General features: G+C 70.5%; 17 protein-coding genes. 9 read left to right on the top strand and 8 right to left on the bottom strand.

The annotated features are described in order from the left end of the window. Positions 1-20: 20 nt before the first annotated feature. Together N1031_RS18895 and N1031_RS18900 are read right to left on the bottom strand one after the other, a co-directional pair. Complete coding sequence (locus N1031_RS18895) at positions 21-662, bottom strand: winged helix-turn-helix transcriptional regulator (RefSeq protein ID WP_259481484.1); 642 nt, start codon at positions 660-662, stop codon at positions 21-23. A gap of 34 nt (positions 663-696) precedes the next feature. After that, on the bottom strand, positions 697-1134 hold the full coding sequence (locus N1031_RS18900; protein WP_259481485.1) for a VOC family protein: 438 nt from the start codon (positions 1132-1134) through the stop codon (positions 697-699). A gap of 127 nt (positions 1135-1261) precedes the next feature. Here N1031_RS18900 and N1031_RS18905 point away from each other — a divergent pair, with 127 nt between their 5' ends. Further along, entirely contained in the window at positions 1262-1720 is a 459-nt protein-coding gene (locus N1031_RS18905; RefSeq protein WP_259481486.1) for a pyridoxamine 5'-phosphate oxidase family protein, read from the top strand. A 10-nt stretch (positions 1721-1730) separates the two neighbouring features. Here the strand turns inward: N1031_RS18905 and N1031_RS18910 are convergent, their stop codons facing one another. From N1031_RS18910 to N1031_RS18920, 3 genes are all read right to left on the bottom strand, one after another. Next, positions 1731-2027, bottom strand: coding sequence for a Txe/YoeB family addiction module toxin (locus tag N1031_RS18910; protein WP_425551845.1), 297 nt, complete (start codon positions 2025-2027; stop codon positions 1731-1733). After that, positions 2024-2275 carry a type II toxin-antitoxin system Phd/YefM family antitoxin gene (locus tag N1031_RS18915; protein WP_259481487.1) on the bottom strand — a complete coding sequence of 84 codons (252 nt, stop codon included), beginning with the start codon at positions 2273-2275 and terminating at the stop codon, positions 2024-2026. Before N1031_RS18915 ends, N1031_RS18910 begins: the two co-directional genes overlap by 4 nt. Positions 2276-2384: 109 nt before the next feature. Then, positions 2385-3074: a response regulator transcription factor gene (locus tag N1031_RS18920; RefSeq protein WP_259481488.1), complete on the bottom strand. Its 690-nt coding sequence runs from the start codon at positions 3072-3074 to the stop codon at positions 2385-2387. 112 nt (positions 3075-3186) lie between these two features. On the opposite strand from N1031_RS18920, the gene N1031_RS18925 reads away from it, so the two are divergent. The 7 genes from N1031_RS18925 to N1031_RS18955 all read left to right on the top strand — a co-directional run bounded on the left by N1031_RS18925 (position 3187) and on the right by N1031_RS18955 (position 11887). Beyond that, a complete protein-coding gene (locus tag N1031_RS18925; protein ID WP_259481490.1) occupies positions 3187-4437 on the top strand; it encodes a sensor histidine kinase in 1251 nt (416 codons plus the stop codon). After that, positions 4434-5654, top strand: coding sequence for a hypothetical protein (locus N1031_RS18930; protein WP_259481491.1), 1221 nt, complete (start codon positions 4434-4436; stop codon positions 5652-5654). The genes N1031_RS18925 and N1031_RS18930 overlap by 4 nt, the downstream gene beginning before the upstream one ends. A 101-nt stretch (positions 5655-5755) precedes the next feature. Further along, entirely contained in the window at positions 5756-6325 is a 570-nt protein-coding gene (locus N1031_RS18935) for a helix-turn-helix domain-containing protein (protein ID WP_259481492.1), read from the top strand. Positions 6326-6445: 120 nt separating this feature from the next. Next, positions 6446-6904 carry a hypothetical protein gene (locus tag N1031_RS18940; protein ID WP_259481493.1) on the top strand — a complete coding sequence of 153 codons (459 nt, stop codon included), beginning with the start codon at positions 6446-6448 and terminating at the stop codon, positions 6902-6904. Between the two features lie 178 nt (positions 6905-7082). Then, complete coding sequence (gene dnaE / locus N1031_RS18945; protein WP_375163660.1) at positions 7083-10547, top strand: DNA polymerase III subunit alpha; 3465 nt, start codon at positions 7083-7085, stop codon at positions 10545-10547. Continuing rightward, on the top strand, positions 10547-11194 hold the full coding sequence (locus N1031_RS18950; RefSeq protein ID WP_259481495.1) for a hypothetical protein: 648 nt from the start codon (positions 10547-10549) through the stop codon (positions 11192-11194). Before dnaE ends, N1031_RS18950 begins: the two co-directional genes overlap by 1 nt. A gap of 24 nt (positions 11195-11218) precedes the next feature. Then, entirely contained in the window at positions 11219-11887 is a 669-nt protein-coding gene (locus tag N1031_RS18955; RefSeq protein WP_259481496.1) for a HEAT repeat domain-containing protein, read from the top strand. On the opposite strand, the gene N1031_RS18960 is transcribed toward N1031_RS18955, so the two are convergent. Together N1031_RS18960 and N1031_RS18965 are read right to left on the bottom strand one after the other, a co-directional pair. Continuing rightward, positions 11873-12772, bottom strand: a complete 900-nt coding sequence (locus N1031_RS18960) for a CPBP family intramembrane glutamic endopeptidase (RefSeq protein WP_259481497.1) — start codon at positions 12770-12772, stop codon at positions 11873-11875. The two genes, N1031_RS18955 and N1031_RS18960, sit on opposite strands and share 15 nt — an antisense overlap. Before the next feature lie 62 nt (positions 12773-12834). Beyond that, positions 12835-13680, bottom strand: coding sequence for a helix-turn-helix transcriptional regulator (locus tag N1031_RS18965; RefSeq protein ID WP_259481498.1), 846 nt, complete (start codon positions 13678-13680; stop codon positions 12835-12837). Positions 13681-13810: 130 nt separating this feature from the next. On the opposite strand from N1031_RS18965, the gene N1031_RS18970 reads away from it, so the two are divergent. Next, the gene (locus N1031_RS18970) at positions 13811-14875 is read left to right on the top strand and encodes an NAD-dependent epimerase/dehydratase family protein (protein ID WP_259481499.1); all 1065 of its coding nucleotides are present in this window, start codon (positions 13811-13813) and stop codon (positions 14873-14875) included. Here N1031_RS18970 and N1031_RS18975 read toward each other — a convergent pair. Further along, complete coding sequence (locus tag N1031_RS18975; protein WP_259481500.1) at positions 14862-16100, bottom strand: alpha/beta hydrolase family protein; 1239 nt, start codon at positions 16098-16100, stop codon at positions 14862-14864. The genes N1031_RS18970 and N1031_RS18975 overlap by 14 nt on opposite strands. Between the last annotated feature and the right edge of the window lie 13 nt (positions 16101-16113).

Raw genomic sequence — 16113 nt, forward strand, 5'->3', positions numbered from 1 at the left:
ATGACAGCGGAGGGTGCCTCTCATGCGGCCAGATGGAAGGTCGTGGCGAAGCGGCCGAGCAGTGCGTCGTCGCCGTGCCGCAGCCGCACCACGCCGTCGCTGACCGCCCGGGAGGCGTCGAGCTCGCCGGTGATGAGCCGCCGGATGCGGGCGTCGGCCTCGAACGCCAGATCGGCCGGGCCCTCTCCCGCGCTCACGTCGAGGCGCTCCCCATTCACCCGGATGAGCAGTTCGGCGCCCCCCAGCCGCGCCGAGTAGGCGGTGGCGGGCAGCGCCCCCGCCACGTCGGCCCGGAAGGCGCTGCGCAGGTCCATCGTCATCGACTCCGGGGTGATCAACTGGTCGTCGCGCGCATCCTGCAGCGCCTTGAAGCCCCAGGCGCCGAGGGCCAGCACCACCGGCTCGAGCTCGCGGCCGTACGGGGTGAGCTCGTAGACGATCACGCGCGAGCGCGGCGCGCGGCGGATCACCCCCGCGGCCTGCAACTCCTTGAGGCGCGAGGCGAGGATGTTGCTCGGGATGCGCGCGAGACCCGTGGCGAGCTCGCCGTAGCGCCGCGGGCCCACGAGCAGGTCGCGCACGATGAGCAGCGCCCACCGTTCGCCGACCAGCTCCATCGCCCGCGTGATGCCCGAGAACTGGCCGTAGTCGCGCGACGCCATCGCCGCATCCCGCCCTGTCGTGCCCGGCCCGCGCCTACGCGCCGGTGCTCTCGGTGTAGGCCTCGGGGCCCTGCTCGGCGGCGGTGGGGTCCATCCAGCCGAACTCGATGATGTTGCCGTCGGGGTCGGTGAGCTGGCGCTGGTACATGAAGCCGTAGTCGGAGGCGGGGCGCGGTTCGCTGCCACCGGCGCCGAGGCCCGCGGTGACGGCTCCATCGACCGCCTCGCGGCTGTCGAGGAAGATGGCCGTCGAGACGCTGGGGCTCGTGGCCGGGTCGCCGATGGGCAGGTCGGTGAAGGTCTGGAAGTACTCGCGCTTCAAGATCATGAAGTAGTTGTGGTCGTCTTCGACCACGACGCAGGCGGCGTTGTGGTCGGTGAAGAGCGGGTTGATGCTGAAGCCGAGCGCCTCGTAGAAGGTCTTGGCGCGGTCGAGGTCGGTGACCGGCAGGTTGACGAACATCATGGGCATGCGATTCTCCTTCGTGATCTCCTCGGGGGAGGACGCCCGCGATGTGGACGCTGTACACACACTTGCAAAAAACAAGTGGGGCGTCAAGAGGCTGCGAGCACGGGTCGCGAACCGGCAGAATCGCTGTATGGACGAGCGAGTCGAGCAGGGGTTCAATCCGTACTACCGGGTGCGCCGGTTCGATGACGAGGCGAAGCTGCCCGCACTCACCGAGGCGGAATGCTGGGAGCGGCTCGGCGAGGCCGAGGTCGCGCGTCTCGCGGTGGTCGACGACGGCGGGGCCGACATCTTCCCGGTCAACGTGCTCGTACGCGAAGGAGTGGTCTACTTCCGCAGCGCGCCCGGCGGCAAGATCGTCGACCTCACCGCGCATCCGGGAGTCGCCGTCGAAGTCGACGGACGGCACGCGACGGGGTGGTGGAGTGTCGTGGTGCGGGGCGCAGCCAGGCGGCTGAACGACGACGAGGAGATCGAGGCCGTCGGTATCGCGGCGCTGCCGACGCTGGCCCCCACGAACAAGTGGAACTACTTCGCCATCACCCCCACCGCCGTGACCGGCGTGCACTTCGACACCGCGCCCAGCTGATCTGGGCGGGTCAGTAGTGGTAGCGCGCCTGAAGGATCACGAGATGGGAATCCGTCACGACATAGACGAGGCGGTGAGTCTCGTCTATGCGTCGCGACCAGCATCCCGACAGCAGGTGCTTCAGCGGCTCGGGTTTGCCGATGCCCGTGAACGGATCCTGGAGCGTGTCGGCGATGAGCTGGTTGATACGCCTCAGGGTCTTCTTGTCCTGAGTCTGCCAGTAGACGTAGTCTTCCCGCCCCAGTCTGTCGAACGCCAGGGCGCGGCCCGTGGGTCCCGATCCGGTCGAGAGTGGCGGTCGAGTCACTCCTGAATCAGATCGTGCGAGTGGAACTCGCCACGGCGGGCTCGCTCGGCGGCTTCGATCAGACGCTCTGCGTTGGTTGGGCTGCGCAGCAGGTAGCCCGTTTCGACCATCGCATCGTAGTCGTCCTTCGACATGAGGACGGCATTGCCGTGCTTGGAGACCACTTCGACGGTCGAGTGGTCGTCGTTGACGCGCTGGATGAGACCGAACAGCGTCTTTCGCGCTTCGGTTGCGGTGATTGCAGACATCGAGCCTCCCGGTGTGGTACCGGAAAGTGTACTAGTCGGCGGCTCCATGAATGCGGCTAAGACCATGACATGACGATAGTGAGCATTGATCGACTCGGCAAGGGGGTTCCTAGCCCGGGAGCGGGCCGGCGTCGCGGGGGAGCTGGGGGCCGCCATGGTCGTCGACCACGATGAGTCCGCCGCGGATGGCCTGGGCGCGCAGCGCGAACTTGGTGCTGATGTCGATGCCGGCGGCGAGGTGGCGCGCGCGGATGCGCTTGAGGTGCGAGCGGGTGGTCTGCTCGGTGATGCCGAGCATCGACGCGATGCGTTTGGCCGACTCGCCGGTGCTGTAGAGCGCCATGATGCGGCGCTCCTGAGGAGAGAGCAGGGGTGAACCGGCCGGGGTGCCCAACTGGGCGCGCAGTCGCGGCGACAGGTGCACCTCGCCCTCCACCGCCGAGCGCACGGCGAGCACGAGGGTCTCGGTGGGTTCGCTCTTCGCGACGTAGCCGAGCGCTCCTGCCGCGAGCGCATCCCGCACCACCGCCGGCTCGGAGTAGGTGCTCATCAGCACCGTGCGCACGCCCATGGTGTCGAGCGCGCGCAGCTTGACCGACACCGGCAGCTCGTCGCGCAGATCGAGGTCGAGCAGCACCACGTCGACCGGAAAGGCGGGATGCGCGAGGAGCGCGGGCCAGGTCGACACCTCGGCCGCGACCTCGATGCCGTCGTCGGCCGCCCTGATCCAGTCTCCGAGAGCGGTGAGGAGCATCCGGTGGTCGTCGACGACGGCGAGACGGATGGGGGAACCGGCCATGCTGCCACCCTGCCACGGCCGGGCCGCCCGCGGCCGCCCCCGATCGGGTCAATCGGGCGTCCGCATCCGCCGGACCGGTCGTGCGACGTGGCGACCGCGCTAGGTTGCACAGGTGACGTCAGCACGGGAGACCCACCCAGCGCCGCGGGATGCGGGCGGCACGGTCACGCCCGAGGCGCGGCGGCTGGCGGTGGCGAGCGGCCGGAGCCTCGGTCTCGTGTTCACCGTCGCGGCCATGGTCAACCTGGTGCTGCCGGCGCTCGACCGGTTGCCGAGCGTGCTGCCGGTGCTGGCCGGGCTGACTCTGGTGGCCGTGGGCTTCGCCGTGCCCGACGGTAAGCGGTCGAGGCCGCTGCGGATCGCGGGAGTGTACCTGGCCGGGCTCCTGGCGCTGACGGCCTTTCTCGTGCCCGGCGCCGGGGTGGTCGACGGCTCGACGCTGGCGACGGCGACACTGCTCTCGTCGTGGGCCATCCCGTCGTTGATCGTGGGGCTCGCCGACCGCGGCGTGCATCCGTGGTTCGTCGTGGGCGCCGGAGTGCCCGTGCTCGCGCTCGCGGTGCTCGCGACGCTGCCCAGCGGCCGGTCGGCCTTCGTGGCGCTCTCGGTGGCCGGAGGCTGGACCGGCATGTCGTTCGCCGCGCTCTGGCTGGGGCGGAGCATGGCGCGCATCGAGTCGGGCGTGGAGCGGCTGCGCGAAGCCTACGTCGCCGAGCGGCGGTCGACCGAGGCCGAGGCGCGGCTGCGATATGGCGCCAGGGTGCTGCACGACACCGTGCTCGCGACGCTCTCGGTGGTGGCGCACTCGGGCGAGGGGGTGTCGGCGGCTGCCCTGCGGGCGCAGGCGGCGGCCGACGGGGCGCTGCTCGGGCGGTTGCGGGAGGGGGATGCTCCGAGAGCTCCGGGTGCTGCGGGCGCTCCGGGCGCTCCGGATGCGCGGGTCGCGCGGACGGGTGGTGGTGCGGCGGAGTCTGCGAGCGGTGCGGGCGGCGAGAGCCTGCGTGAACTCGTGGGGGAGAGGTTCGCTCAGGCGGGGTTCTCGGTGGTGTGGCACGGCTCGGACCAGAGCGGTGGTTCGGCCGAGGCGAGGGAGGCGCTGGCCGGGGCCGTGGCGGAATGCCTCGAGAACGTGCGGCGGCACTCCGGCCGGAAGACCGCCGAGGTGACGATGAGCGGTGACGGGGACGTCGTGCGGGTCGTGGTGACGGACACCGGCGTCGGCTTCGAACGCGAGACCGTACCGCGCGGGAAGCTCGGACTCGCCGAGTCTGTGGAGGCACGGATCGCTTCGGTGGGCGGCTCGGTCCGCGTGTTCTCGGCGCTCGGACGAGGGACGACCGTGCTGCTCGAGGTGCCGGCGTGACGCGCGGTGCGGCGCCGGATCCGGCGGGCACGATTGCGCAGCTCGTCGCCGCCTACCGCGACGGGCCTGTGTCGATCGGGCGACTGAGGGCGCGCATCCGCCAGGACCGGCGGTTGAGCGCGGGCTATCTGGGTGCGGGGTTCGCGGTGCTGGGCGGGCTGCTCTTCGTGCGCGGACTGGCCTCTCTGGCCTGGTCGTGGAGCGATGAACCCGCCCGATGGCTCTCCGTCGTCGCCTGGGCATCGCTGCTCGTGGCGTTCGCCGGGGTGGTGCTCACGGCGCGGTGGAGTGGGGGACTGCTGCCGGGCCGGGTGTCCGTGCTGGTCACGGCCATGGGTCCGGGGGTGGTGGCGCTCGATCTGGCGGCGTTCCTGCTCGCCGGTGCCGGCACGGCGTTCTACCCCACGACCACCATCGGCTACGGCGCCTGCCTGCTGGCGTGCCTTCCGCTGCAGTCGTTGCGGCGGAGCGTCGTGGCCGCGACGGGGTTGGCTGTGAGCGGCACTCTCGCCGTCGTGGTCGGCTGGCTGGCCGAGCCGGCGAGCCTCTCGGCGGGAGTGACGGGTCTCGTGCTCGGGCTCACGCCCGTGGTGGCGTGCCTCGCCCTCATCCACGGTGCCGACCGCTCGCTCGGGCGCAAGATCGAGCAGGCCGTGACGGAGAGCCTGGTGACGGCGCCGGCGCTCGGGCACGGGGTCACGGCGGTCTCGGAGCTTCGGCGTATCGACGGCGACGCCGAACGCCTGCTGGCGACCGTTGCGCGGCTCCCCGCGTCCGCGCCGATTCCCGGCGGAGTCGCCCGGGATGCGCAGCGGGTGAGTGAGGAACTCAGGTTCGCGCTCATCGCCGATCACGAGCAGAGCTGGTTGCAGATCGCGGTGACGGAGTCCGATCACCTGCGCCGCACCGTGCGGGTGATCGACCCGGGCGTGCTGGCCGCCGGCCTCGACCCGCGACGGCGCAAAGACCTGCTCGCGCTCACGTGGCTGTGCGTCGACCAGGCGACGGCGCCGGCGCTCGACCTCACCCTGCTGCCGGCCGCGTCGGCCGCGGGCACGCAGGCGAGCGCGGGCGCGGCGCTCACGATCGTGTTCTCCCTCACCGGCACCCACCGTCGCGGTATCGACGCCGCCGTCTGGCCGTTGTTCGCCCGACTCGGCCGGCACACGGTCGATCTCAGCGCCGATCGCGCACTCGTTGTCGTCGAGGTCGAGTGAGCCGTCGCCGGTCCGCGGCCCAGGTTCTGATCGGAGTGGAAAACAGAGCGGTGCTCATGCGTATCGATTTCGATACGCTTGGAGATCGAAGGGAGATTCCGATGACGACAGTCGACGCCATGACGCGAGCGCGACGCCGCAAGCGGCTGAGCGTCGCCGAGGTCGCTCGCCGGAGCGGGTTGCAGCCGAGTAACCTCTCGGCGATCGAGAGCGGTTCCCGCGAGCCCACGGCACGCAACCTCGAACGTGCCGCGCGTGGCGCAGGGCTGCATCTGCTCGTGGTCGATCTCCATGGCAGGTCGAGTGCCGCCGACATCGCAGGGGAGATCGCCGAGGCCGAACCGACTGGTGATCGGTGGCGGCAGGCGCGCCTGTTCGTGCAGCTCTCCGACGACCTCGTCGGTGCCGATCCCTTCGTCAAGGTCCTCATCGCGGCTGAGCCGCCGCGCCCGATCGATGCGGAGTGGGATGCGGCGATCGCCGGGCTCGTCGAATGGCGGCTGACGCAATTCGGTCTCCCTCTGCCCGAGTGGGTGTCGGATGCTCTCGGAGACGTCGAGAGCCGCTGGTCGATCTGGCCGGGCGCCGTCCGTGTCGACGCAGCCGAGGTTCCTGCTCCACTGTTGCGGCGAGGCGTGTGGGTCTCCGGTGCAGAACTCGAGTCGGCATGACGGTGGGGGCACTGACGCGCGATGATGTGGTGATCGGTCTCCGCGAACTCGTCTCGGCTCTCGCGGCCACGGGGCGAGACCGTCACGGTCAGGCTCGTCGGTGGGGCGGCGATCTCGCTGGTGTTCGATCCCGAACGACGCAGCACGGTCGACATCGACGCTCAGCTCTCTCCCCGCCTCGCCGTGCTCGGAGAGGCCGCGGCGATCGGTGCCCGTCACGGCTGGCCCGACGATTGGCTCAACGACGCGGCGGCACAGTTCATCCCCGCCGGCTTCGGTGCACGTGATCCCGAGTGGCAGACCGTCTACGACGACGGCCGCTGCACGATCGCGGTCGGCTCGGCCGAGATGCTGTTGGCGATGAAGCTTCTCGCGGCACAGCGGAGAGGCATGCGAGAGTTCCGCGACCTCGCGGTTCTGCTCGACGCCTCAGGCGTCATGACCGTCGAAGCTGCCGAGGAGCTGTTCGACGGGTTCTACCCGGGCGACGGTCTCACGCCACGCACGATCGCGATCGTCGAAGACGCGCTGGCCTCCGGGCACGTCGGCACGCGCCTTCCTGTACCACCGTTGGGGTGACGCCAAGACAGCGGCGGCCCCGAGCGAGGCCGGCGCGGCGACGGCGAGCGACCCCGCATGTCAGGGCCCCCGCGCATCCTGTCGCCGTCTAGAATTGACTCCCAAGCCGAGACCAGCCGGAGACCCAGTGCCCTCGAACGATTCCTTCGTGCACCTGCACGTCCACAGCGAATACTCGATGCTGGACGGTGCGGCGAGGGTCAAACCCCTCATCGAGGCGGCCAAAGAGCAGGGCATGCCCGCGGTCGCTGTCACCGACCACGGCAACGTCTTCGGCGCCTTCGACTTCTGGCGCACCGCCACCGAGGCGGGCATCAAACCCATCATCGGCACCGAGGCCTATCTCACCCCCGGCACCCACCGCGGCGACAAGACGCGCGTGCGCTGGGGCAACGGCGGCGGCGACGACGTGTCGGGCGCCGGCGCCTACACGCACATGACCCTGCTCTCCGAGACCACCGAGGGCATGCACAACCTGTTCCGCCTGAGCTCGAAGGCGTCGATCGAGGGCTACTACTTCAAGCCGCGCATGGACCGCGAACTGCTGAGCGAATACAGCAAGGGCCTCATCGCCACCACCGGATGCCCGTCGGGTGAGATCCAGACGCGCCTGCGCCTCGGGCAGTACGACGAGGCGGTCAAGGCGGCCTCCGACTTCCGCGACATCTTCGGCCGCGAGAACTTCTTCTGCGAGATCATGGACCACGGCCTCGAGATCGAGCGCCGCATCATGGGCGACCTCATCCGGCTCGCCAAGCAGCTCGACCTCAAGCTCGTCGCCACCAACGACCTGCACTACACGCACGCGCACGACGCCACGAGCCACGCCGCGCTCCTCTGCGTGCAGTCGGGTTCGACCCTCAGCGACCCCAACCGCTTCAAGTTCGACGCCGACGAGTTCTACCTCAAGAGCGCGCAGGAGATGCGGCAGCTCTTCCGCGACTACCCCGATGCCTGCGACAACACCCTGCTCATCGCCGAGCGCTGCGAGGTGGAGTTCGACACCAAGGCGAACTACATGCCGCGCTACCCGGTGCCCGAGGGCGAGACCGAGGCCACCTGGTTCGAGAAGGAGGTCGAGGCGGGGCTCAAGGAGCGCTACCCGGGCGGCATCTCGCAGGAGGTGCGCGAGCGCGCCGACTACGAGGTGGGCGTCATCAAGAGCATGGGCTTTCCGGGCTACTTCCTCGTCGTGGCCGACTTCATCAACTGGTCGAAGAGAAACGGGATCCGCGTGGGGCCCGGGCGCGGATCGGGCGCCGGCTCGATGGCCGCGTACGCGATGCGCATCACCGACCTCGACCCCCTCGTGCACGGCCTCATCTTCGAGCGCTTCCTCAACCCCGACCGCGTCTCCATGCCCGACTTCGACGTCGACTTCGACGACCGTCGCCGCGGCGAGGTCATCAAGTACGTCACCGAGAAGTACGGCGACGAGCGCGTCGCCCAGATCGTGACCTACGGCACCATCAAGGCGAAGCAGGCGCTGAAGGACTCGGGCCGCGTGCTCGGCTTCCCGTTCAGCATGGGTGAGAAGCTCACCAAGGCGATGCCGCCGCCCATCATGGGAAAAGACATCCCGCTCTCGGGCATCTTCGACAAGAACCACCCGCGCTACAAAGAGGCCGTCGACATCCGGAACGTCATCGAGACCGACCCGGAGGCGCGCACCGTGTTCGACACGGCGCTCGGCATCGAGAACCTCAAGCGCCAGTGGGGCGTGCACGCGGCCGGCGTCATCATGTCGAGCGACCCGCTGATCGACATCATCCCGATCATGAAGCGGGAGCAGGACGGCCAGATCGTCACGCAGTTCGACTACCCGGCGGCCGAGTCGCTCGGTCTCATCAAGATGGACTTCCTGGGGCTGCGCAACCTCACCATCATCGACGACGCGCTCGACAACATCCGGGCCAACCGGCAGCAAGACCTGGTGCTCGAAGACCTCGAGCTCGACGACGCACCGAGTTACGAGCTGCTCGCGCGCGGCGACACGCTGGGTGTGTTCCAGCTCGACGGCGGGCCCATGCGCGGCCTCCTGCGCCTCATGAAGCCCGACAACTTCGAAGACATCTCGGCCGTGCTCGCGCTCTACCGGCCGGGCCCGATGGGTGCGGACTCGCACACCAACTACGCGCTGCGCAAGAACAAGATCCAGCCCATCACGCCCATCCACCCCGAACTGGCCGAGCCGCTCGCCGAGGTGCTCGGCGGCACCTACGGCCTCATCGTCTACCAAGAGCAGGTCATGTCGATCGCGCAGAAGCTGGCCGGCTTCACGCTCGCCCAGGCCGACCTGCTGCGCCGCGCGATGGGCAAGAAGAAGAAGAGCGAGCTCGACAAGCAGTACGAGGGCTTCAGCGCGGGCATGCACGCCAACGGCTACTCCGAGGCCGCGGTGAAGACACTGTGGGACATCCTGCTCCCGTTCTCCGACTACGCCTTCAACAAGGCGCATTCGGCCGCCTACGGCGTCATCTCGTACTGGACCGCGTACCTCAAGGCGCACTACCCGGCCGAGTACATGGCGGCGCTCCTCACGAGTGTCGGCGACTCGAAGGACAAGATGGCGATGTACCTCAACGAGTGCCGCCGCATGGGCATCAAGGTGCTGCCGCCGGATGTGAACGAGTCGATCGGCTTCTTCACCGCCGTCGGCGCCGACATCCGCTTCGGTCTCGGCGCGGTGCGCAACGTCGGGATGAACGTGGTCGAGCTCATCCGCGGCGCCCGCGAGGAGAAGGGGGCGTTCACCTCCTTCGGCGACTTCCTCAAGAAGATCCCGCTCGGCGCCACGAACAAGCGCACCATCGAGTCGCTCATCAAGGCCGGAGCCTTCGACTCGCTCGGGGCCACCCGGCGTGCGCTCATGGAGGTGCACGAGGCGATGATCGACAACGCGGTGAGCGAGAAGCGCAACGAGGCCAACGGCCAGGTGGGCTTCGACTTCGACTCGCTGTGGGATGCGCCCGAGGCGGTGCACGACATCCCGGTGCGCCCCGAGTGGGCCAAGCGCGACAAGCTCGCGTTCGAGCGCGACATGCTGGGGCTCTACGTGAGCGACCACCCGCTCGCGGGGCTCGAGGTGGAGCTGGCCAAACACGCCTCCACGAGCATCCTCGACCTGCTCGAGTCCGACCATGTCAACGACGGCGACCAGGTCACGGTGGCGGGACTCATCACGAGCGTGCAGCACCGCACGGCGAAGAACTCGGGCAACCAGTACGGCATGATCACCGTCGAGGACTTCGCGGGCGAGATCACCGCGATGTTCATGGGCAAGACCTACCAGGAGTTCGGGCCGGCGCTCTCGAACGATTCGATCGTGGTGGTGCGCGGGCGGGTGTCGCTGCGCGACGACGGCATGAACCTGCACGCGTTCAGCATGTTCCAGCCCGCGCTCGGCACGGCCGGTGGGGCTTCGGGTCCGCTGCACATCTCGCTCGCGGAGACGAGGGCCACCACCGACACGGTGCAGGCGCTCAACGACGTTCTCATCCGGCACTCCGGCGACACCGAGGTGCGGTTGCGGCTCGTGAAGCGCGACAACGTGCGCGTGTTCGAGGTGCCGTTCCAGGTGTCGGTCACGGCCGATCTGTTCGGCGAGCTCAAGTCGCTCCTCGGCCCCAACTGCCTGGCCTGATGCGCGCGGCGGCGCCGATCCCCGGCGAATCGTGGCCGCACGAGATGGTCATCGCGGTGGAGGACTCCCCGCATGCCCTGCTCGAGCTGCTCTGGGTGCGGGAGGCCTGGCAGCTGAGCCCCGAGGGCGGAGATCTGCCGCCGCTGCTGGACCGCACCCCGGAACTCGAGGAGCGGACGGCGGTGACGGTCGAGGAGCGCGCTTCGTGGACTCGTGGGTGGCCTCTGCTGTGGCGATCCGCCCTCGCCTTCGCGGGGAAGGAGTTCGATCAAGAAGCGGCTGCCCTGCTCCCGCGAACCGTCGATGCCTCTGCGGAGCGGGCTCGTCTGATCGCTCGACTCACCGGGCCGCGGTGGCTCGACCGCTTCGGCCCCCGGGCGCTCACCGCGTCCTTCCTGCGCTGGCAGGAGCGGGAACGGACGGTGCTCGGGCTCCGCAGGCCGCTCTCCCTCGACGACACCCCCGAGCGTCGGTCTCTCGACGCGCTCGTGCCGGCGTGGAGGCGGGGGCTCCGTACTGTGGTGGTGGTGCCGTGCCGCGGTGCCTTCGCCCGGCCGGTGGGAGCATCCGCGCTCGTTCTGACGGAGCGAGATCGGCGCGACGAGCGGCGATTCACCGAGGTGCTGCAGGGTTACCGGACGGAGTGAGGTGTGAGGGACGGTGGCTCGACCGTGACGGCTGGGGCTGCGGACAGGTTGCGGCGGGCGCTCCTGAGCGAAGACGCGTCGGCTCGCTTGCAGGCGGCGCTGGCGGCTGGAACGCGTCCGCAGGGCGACTACGTCGAGGTGCTGGTGGCGCGGTCGGCGGTGGAGCCCGATTTCTTCGTGCGGGAGATGCTCACCTGGGCCCTGGTGCGGCATCCCCCGTCGCTGACCGTGCCGCGACTGATCGCCGAGCTGGGCGCTGTGGGCGGGCCGGCGGATGCGGTCGGCGAGCGGTCGCTGGCTCGCAGCCAGTCGCTGCACACCCTGTCGAAGATCGGCGACCCGTCGGCCTGGCCCGCCATCACGTCCGACCTGCTGCACGACGGCGACGACGAGGTGGCACGGGCCGCCTGGCGGGCGGCGGTGGTGCTGGTGCCGGAGGGCGGCGAGCCGCAGCTGGCCGCCGAGCTCGTGCGAGAACTCGCACGGGAGGGCCACGGCGACGAGGTGCAGCGGAGCCTCGCGCGTGCTCTGGCCGCGCTCGGTGAGGCGGCCCGTGCTCCGCTGGAGGAGGCGAGGGAGTCCTCCCGGGGCGAGACGCGCGTGCTCGCCGCCACCGTCCTGCGCCTGCTCGACGACCCCGACGAGGCCTTCGAGTCGGCGCTCTTCGAGGCGAGGCGCTCAGGCGAGCGGTGACCGCGGCTCCATCCCGAACGCCGCCGTGCGGTCGATGCGGCCGCGCACGAAGATGATGGCGAGGATGCCGAAGATCATGACGGCGTAGTTGGCCAGCCCGGCGATCGGGGCGAGGGGCCCGGGATGCATCGCCGAGTTCGTGGCGTCGACGCCCCCGGTGAGCAGGAACAGACTCGGGTCGGTGCTGGCGTGCAGCAGCACGGGCCAGATGAGGTTGCCGGTCACCCGCAGTGCCACGTACATGGTCACGCCGAAGAGGAAGGTGTAGACGACTGTGAAGGCGACGGTCACCACGCTGTTGCCCGAGAGGAGGTTGCCCGAGTGCAGCGCGGCGAACAGCAGCGACGACAGCAGCATCACGGAGCGTTCGCCGTAGCCGCCGCGACGCAGCAGGTTGACGGCGAAACCCCTGGTGAGCACCTCTTCGGCGAAGCCGACGCAGAGCCCGGCGAGCAGCACGGCGATGACGGCCCCCGCATCCCACGCCCCGTAGTCGGCGCTGGCGAAGCGCAGCACGTTGAACAGCAGCACCACCGCGACGCCGATCCACATCCACCAGGAACCGCGGATGGGCTGCCGGCCGAACAGCTGCTTCAGCCAGCCAAGCGAGAGTGCGAACACCACGAGCAGCACGCCGCCCACGAAGATGGGCGCGGCCAGCCCCACGATCACGCTCAGCCCGTTGGCGAAGAGGTTCTGCTTGTCGACCAGGTGGCCGAAGAGCGCACCGATGGCGAGCCCCGCGAGCTGGTAGAGCACCCAGTAGACGCCGACCACGAGCAGCGCCTTCCACCACCCGCCGCGGTTCCAGAACCGCCGCCACGGCGACTCGACCGCCCTCGTCGTCGCACCGCCGCTTGCCGTCGTGCCGCTCTCGTCGCTCATCCGTCCCCCGTCCCTCACCCGCCAACCGGTCACCTCACCCTATCGGCGGTAAGCCGCTCGGGTCAGTCGACGAGGGACTGGGTGCCGACGACGAGGGCGAGGGCGAGGAGGTCGGAGTCGCGGGTGCCGGGCTCGGCGGTGTAGACGAGGATGCGCAGGTCGTCGGCCGTCACCACGAGGGTGTCGCAGTCGAGCCGGATGCGCCCGACCGTGGGATGGTCGATCAGCTTCGAGCGACCGGGTTCTGTCGCGTCGGCGATCTCGACGGTGTTCCACAGGCGCGCGAACCTCGTGCTGGCCGCCGTGAGCTCGCGGACGAGCCGGCCCAGCTCGCGGTCGGCGGGGTAGCGGGTGACGGCCCAGCGCAGCTGGGCGACCTGGGAGGCGTGGAACGAGTCGCGCTCCTCGTCGGTCATCACTACGCGGGTGCCCGGCCCCATGAGGTTGCGCCACACCGCGTTGCGCTCGAGGCCACGGGCCTGGCGGTCGACGCCGAGCAGCAGCTCGTACGGACGATTGGCGTCGACCAGGGTGAGGGCCGCGTCGAAGACCGCCACCGGCGTGCCGTCGAAGCGGTCGAGCAGTCTCTGCACGCTGGGCGGGATGCGCCTCGGCACCAGCTCGGGGCCGGGCGGTACCAGCCCGGCCAACTGGAACAGGAGCGCCCGGTCGTGGTCGCCGAGGCGCAGTGCGCGGGCGAGTGCCTCGACCACCTGCGACGAGGGGGAGACGGCTCGGCCCTGTTCGAGCCGGGTGAGGTAGTCGGCCGAGATGCCGGTGAGCGCGGCTAGCTCCTCCCGCCGGAGTCCCGTGGCCCGGCGCCGGCCGCCGTCGGGCAGTCCGACGGACGCGGGTGCGAGCCGGTCGCGCCAGCGACGTACCGCGCGGCCGAATTCGGTGCTCTCCATGGTTCCAGTGTGCTCCGGCGGGCGTCATCCGTCCTGGGTCTGCGAGTCCTACGACAACGAGACGGATGGTCGCGGGAGCCGCGCCGGCCGAAGCTGGTGTCGCATCCGGCCATCACCACGGGAGGACACCATGACCCATTCCACTGACACGCGCATCCACGACTCTCGCATCCACGACTCTCGCATCCTCGTCACCGGCGGCTCCGGCTTCATCGCCGGCCATTGCATCCTTCAGCTTCTCCAGCGCGGTGACCGCGTGCGCACCACGGTGCGCGACCTCGGACGGGTGGACGCCGTCCGCACTGCGCTGGCCGCCGCCGGCGCCGGGCCCGAGCAGCTGGCGCGGCTCGAGTTCGCCGCCGCCGACCTCTTCTCCGACGACGGCTGGGGCGCGGCGCTGGAGGGAGTCGACGGCGTACTGCACGTGGCGTCGCCCGTGCATCCCGGACCGGTCGACGACGAGGACGAGCTGATCGTGCCCGCCCGCGACGGCGCGCTCCGGGTGTTGCGTGCGGCGCGTGCGGCCGGTGTGCGGCGAGTGGTGCTCACCTCGGCCTTCCACGCGGTGGGCTGGGGGCACCCTCACGACGACCACGTCTTCACCGAGGACGACTGGACCGTGCTCGACGGCCCGGGTGTCGACGCCTACGGGCGCAGCAAGACGCTCGCCGAGAGGGCCGCGTGGGAGTTCGCCGCCGAGGCGGGCGACGGCTTCGAGCTGGCGACGGTGCTGCCGGTGGCCGTGATGGGCCCGGTGCTGGGCGGCACGGTCTCGGGCGCGAACCACATCGTGCAGCGCCTGCTCGCCGGAGCCGTGCCGGCCTATCCCGACCTGTGGTTCCCGATCGTCGACGTGCGCGACGTGGCCGCGGCGCACATCCTGGCCCTCATCCGGCCGGAGGCGGCGGGCCGCCGGTTCCTGCTCGCGAGCGACCCGGCCATGCCCATGAAGGAGATCGGCGCCCTGCTCCGTGAAGCCCTCGGCGCCGCCGCCGCGAAGGTGCCGACGCGGTCGTTGCCGAGCGCCGTGGTGCGGGCCTCGGCCGTGGTGTCGCCCGAGATGCGCGCCATCGTGCCCGACCTCGGTTACGCGCGGCGGATGTCGAGCGGGCGCGCCCGCACGCTCCTGGGGTGGGTGCCGCGCCCGTCGAGCGAGGCGGTCGTGGCCGCGGGGCGGAGCCTCACGTCGTCGTGAGGCGGGCGTCGAGCCAGTCGTACATGCGCTGAGCGGTGAGGGTGCGCGCCAGCGGCTGGCAGTGCCCGGCAGCGCCCTCCTCGGCCGTGAACGGCTGGAGGGTCGACACGGATGCGGTGAGCTCGGCCAGCCGGGCAGACTGGCCGGGCCAGAACTGCTCACCCTCGGGGTCGGTGATGAACAGCGGGGTGGTGATGCGGTCGGCCACGTCGGCCATCGTGTACCGCCGCACCTGCTCCAGGGTCTCGGCGTAGCCGAGCGCGACGCCGCCGCTGCCGTACGGTCGCGCCCGGAACTGCCAGGTGCGCGCCGTGGCGGGGGAGAGCTTGAGGCCGAAGGCCATCTCCTTGTCGAACTTCTCGGTGTCGCCGGCGTCGAGCAGCTTCGTGAGCGAGTGCGGCAGGTGCGCCGTCCACGACGTCGACACGTCGACCACGCCCGGGTCGGTGACGGCCGCGGCGAATCGGTGCTCGTAGGCGAGCGCCCGGGCGACCCAGTAGCCACCCTGGCTGATGCCGTAGAGCCCTACGCGCGCCGCGTCGACTCCGGCCTGGGCGGCCACGAAGTCGTAGACGGGGGTGAGCACGTTCTCCCAGTCGGGGCGGAAAGGGACGCCGCGCTCGAACAGCTGCGACTGCTGGCCGGGCCCGTCGAACACGAGCACCGTGTAGCCGCGGCGGAGGCCGGCCGCCACACAGCTCGCCCAGAGCCCGCCGAGCGACCCGTCGCTCCCGTTGACGGCCACCAGCGCCGCTCCCGTCGGCTCGGCCGGCCGGAACAGGTATCCCGGCATCGAGTCGGACTCGAGGGGGATGGCGACCCGCTCCACCGGCACGGGCGCGTGGTTCACGAACGCCTCCCACGCATCCTTCTGCTTCGCGAAGGTGGGCGCCAGCGCGCTCGAGTCGGGCAGGGCGCTCACGGCGTTGACCGCCACCCCGTAGTAGGTGCTCGCCCGCAGGTACGCCCCGGAGGCGCTCGCCCGGTGGCCGGCCACGGCAGCGGCGTCCGCGATGGCCGCGACGCGGTCGCCGAGCCGGTCCCACGCGGTGAACCACGCCTCGTGGTCGCCCTTGCCGATGCCGGCCACCGCCGCGAGCACCTCACCGGGCTCGGAGGAGCCCTCCACGGCGTGACCCAGCACGGTGCGGATCTCGAAGTCGTCGTCCTCGTTCGGCGAGAACGGGGCGATGCGGTGGGCGTCGTGTCCGGGAAGGTGCGGCATGCTCCGATCCTGT

Origin of the sequence: Herbiconiux moechotypicola, from assembly GCF_024979255.1 — a bacterium.
Classification (GTDB): domain Bacteria; phylum Actinomycetota; class Actinomycetes; order Actinomycetales; family Microbacteriaceae; genus Herbiconiux; species Herbiconiux moechotypicola.

Excerpts from the sequence above, each read along its gene's own strand:
- N1031_RS18975 (WP_259481500.1), bottom strand. The coding sequence starts at position 16,100 with ATGCCGCACCTTCCCGGACACGACGCCCACCGCATCGCCCCGTTCTCG.
- N1031_RS18895 (WP_259481484.1), bottom strand. The coding sequence starts at position 662 with ATGGCGTCGCGCGACTACGGCCAGTTCTCGGGCATCACGCGGGCGATG.
- N1031_RS18970 (WP_259481499.1), top strand. The coding sequence starts at position 13,811 with ATGACCCATTCCACTGACACGCGCATCCACGACTCTCGCATCCACGAC.
- N1031_RS18920 (WP_259481488.1), bottom strand. The coding sequence starts at position 3,074 with ATGGCCGGTTCCCCCATCCGTCTCGCCGTCGTCGACGACCACCGGATG.
- N1031_RS18965 (WP_259481498.1), bottom strand. The coding sequence starts at position 13,680 with ATGGAGAGCACCGAATTCGGCCGCGCGGTACGTCGCTGGCGCGACCGG.
- N1031_RS18935 (WP_259481492.1), top strand. The coding sequence starts at position 5,756 with ATGACGACAGTCGACGCCATGACGCGAGCGCGACGCCGCAAGCGGCTG.
- N1031_RS18905 (WP_259481486.1), top strand. The coding sequence starts at position 1,262 with ATGGACGAGCGAGTCGAGCAGGGGTTCAATCCGTACTACCGGGTGCGC.
- N1031_RS18900 (WP_259481485.1), bottom strand. The coding sequence starts at position 1,134 with ATGCCCATGATGTTCGTCAACCTGCCGGTCACCGACCTCGACCGCGCC.
- N1031_RS18960 (WP_259481497.1), bottom strand. The coding sequence starts at position 12,772 with ATGAGCGACGAGAGCGGCACGACGGCAAGCGGCGGTGCGACGACGAGG.
- N1031_RS18915 (WP_259481487.1), bottom strand. The coding sequence starts at position 2,275 with ATGTCTGCAATCACCGCAACCGAAGCGCGAAAGACGCTGTTCGGTCTC.
- N1031_RS18950 (WP_259481495.1), top strand. The coding sequence starts at position 10,547 with ATGCGCGCGGCGGCGCCGATCCCCGGCGAATCGTGGCCGCACGAGATG.
- dnaE (WP_375163660.1), top strand. The coding sequence starts at position 7,083 with ATGCTGGACGGTGCGGCGAGGGTCAAACCCCTCATCGAGGCGGCCAAA.